Origin of the sequence: Variovorax sp. Varisp85 (assembly GCF_047304045.1) — a bacterium.
Classification (GTDB): Bacteria; Pseudomonadota; Gammaproteobacteria; order Burkholderiales; family Burkholderiaceae_C; genus Variovorax.
The window spans coordinates 1-1,092 of the sequence record NZ_JBGLYN010000142.1 but is presented as its reverse complement, the minus strand read 5'-3'; the positions used below and the strand labels follow the sequence as shown (position 1 = coordinate 1,092).

The following is a 1,092-nucleotide window of genomic DNA, read 5'->3' as shown; positions in this document are numbered from 1 at the left end:
GTTCTCGCAGCGCCAGACCGCGCGCGATTTCGAGTCCGCAGAAGCGCGCGCAGCGCGCGGGCTTGTCTCAGTATCAACAAGTGGTTTTGCTGCTCTCCCGACCGCTATGCGTTGGGCAGAGCAGTGCATCACCATTGACCGGGCGCAAGCCCGAGTCACCCGCCTTCGCAAGGCCATTGGCGTTGGTGCCAAGTGCCTGATGAACCTGGTCGAGGCCCCGCCCACGAACAACGTGATGGTGACCCTCACCTATGCCGACAAGAAGGACGGCGGCATCGGTCAGACCCTCTGGAAGCCGCGCCACGTCTCCGACTACATCCGCAAGGTCCGCGAGTGGTTCAAGGACCGTTGCCCCGGCCAGCGCCTGCGCTATGTGTGGGTCGCAGAGATTCAGGACGGCAGCAAGCGTGCTGACGGCATCGGTCGTGGCGTCCTGCACTACCACTGCATCTTCTTCCTGCCTGACGGCGTTTCCATGCCCTACGCAGACCGTCGCCGCAAGGTGAAGGGCACCTATCAGGCCGCGTGGTGGCCGCATGGTGCATCCAACACCAAGAAGGCAACCAAGCCCATTGGCTACCTCATGAAGTACGCCAGCAAGCTCGAAAGCAAATCAATCGGAGGGTTCCCCCGTGGCGCTCGAATCTCAGGTGTTGGTGGTCTTGATCAAGCTGGCGCTGCTTTCAAGCGCTGGGTTCTGTGGCCTGCTTATGTGCAGGGCAATGCTTCGGTGCAAGACCGCTTCCGACCTGCGCAGGGAGGCGGCTATCTCAATGCTGAAACCGGCCAGCTTCTCGAATCTGAGTTCGCACCAACAGGCGGCGGTTTTTCTAGCTTTATCCGAGTGCGGACTACCGCACGGACTGTCGATGCGGCAGGCCCGTTTTCGTGGTGGGCACGACCCGATGACAAGCCTACGTTGCATTGAGACGACGCAATGACCACTGATCAATTCGCAACCCTGATGGATGTCATCTACGCGGTTTCCACCGTCATCACGTTCGGCCTCGGCTACCTCGCAGGAGATACCGCATGAAAGCGCGCATCACTGCATGGATCGTCGTGCTCGGCGTCATCTGGGGCGCATGGCAG

At 60.8% G+C, this 1,092-nt stretch carries 1 protein-coding gene; it reads left to right on the top strand.

Features of this window, described 5'->3' with window-relative positions; translation table 11 throughout:
* On the top strand, nucleotides 1-928 hold a 928-nt coding region (locus tag ACCC97_RS28740), incomplete at its 5' end, for a hypothetical protein (RefSeq protein WP_413336370.1).
* Nucleotides 929-1,092: the final 164 nt, after the last annotated feature.